The 1,184-nt window shown below is 62.8% G+C and carries 1 protein-coding gene; it reads right to left on the bottom strand.

The genetic code is table 11. From position 1 onward, the window contains the following. On the bottom strand, positions 1-1,184 hold a 1,184-nt coding region (locus tag BTM36_RS04460; protein WP_077235365.1), incomplete at both ends, for a cytochrome ubiquinol oxidase subunit I.

The raw sequence follows: 1,184 nt of genomic DNA, 5'->3' as shown, positions 1-1,184 counted from the left end.
ATGGTCCAGGGCTGGCGGCCGTATTCGGCCACGATCCAGCCCAGTTCGGCGGCGATCCAGGGCAGCGGGATAGCGATCACGGCCAGGCGCAGCAGCCAGCGTTGCGGAGCCAGTTGCTTCTTGGCCAGGAACCAGAACGAGGCGGCGAAGATGAACAGGAACAGGAAGCCCAGCGCCACCATGCCGCGGAAGGCCCAGAACAGCGGCGCGACCTTGGGGATGGTGTCGTTCACGGCCATGCTGATCTGCTCCGGCGTGGCATCGACCACGTTGTTGGTGTACTTCTTCAACAGCAGGCCGTAGCCCAGGTCCTTCTTGAGCTTGTCGAACTCGGCGCGGGCTTCGGGCGACTTGTCGCCGGATTTCAGCCGGGTCAGCGCGGCGTAGGCCAGCATGCCGTTGCGGATGCGGACTTCATGCTCCTTCTTCAGATCCTTGATGCCCAGCACCTGGGTATCGGCCGAGCGGGTTGCGATCAGGCCCAGCACGTAGGGAATCTTGACGGCGTAGTCGGTGCGTTCTTCCTTGTCATTGGGCAGGCCGAAGAGAGTCAGACCGGCCGGGGCAGGGTGGGTGTCCCACTCGGCTTCGATGGCGGCCAGCTTGACCTTGTTGACTTCACCGGCGGTGTAGCCGGATTCATCCCCCAGCACGATCACCGAGAGCGTGGCGGCCAGGCCGAAGCCTGCAGCCACCGCAAAGGAGCGCAGCGCGAAGGCGGTGTCGCGGGCCTTGAGCAAGTACCAGGCGGAGACGCCCAGCACGAACATCGATGCCGTCACGTAACCGGCGGCCACGGTGTGTACGAACTTGACCTGCGCCACCGGGTTGAAGATCACCTCGGTCATGCTGACCAGTTCCATACGCATGGTCTCGAAGTTGAATTCCGCGCCCACCGGATTGTTCATCCAGCCGTTGGCGATCAGGATCCACAGCGCCGACAGGTTCGAGCCCAGTGCCACCAGCACGGTGACGATCAGGTGCTGCTTGCGGGAGAGCTTGTCCCAGCCGAAGAAGAACAGGCCGACGAAGGTCGATTCGAGGAAGAAGGCCATCAACCCTTCGATGGCCAGTGGCGTGCCGAAGATGTCACCGACGTAGTGCGAATAGTAGGACCAGTTGGTGCCGAACTGGAATTCCAGGGTGATGCCGGTGGCCACGCCCATGGCGAAGTTGATGCCGAA

This window comes from Herbaspirillum sp. VT-16-41 (assembly GCF_001994935.1).
GTDB classification, from domain to species: Bacteria; Pseudomonadota; Gammaproteobacteria; order Burkholderiales; family Burkholderiaceae_D; genus Herbaspirillum; species Herbaspirillum frisingense.
The sequence above is the reverse complement of the archived record's forward strand: the minus strand, read 5'-3'. Positions and strand labels throughout refer to the sequence as shown.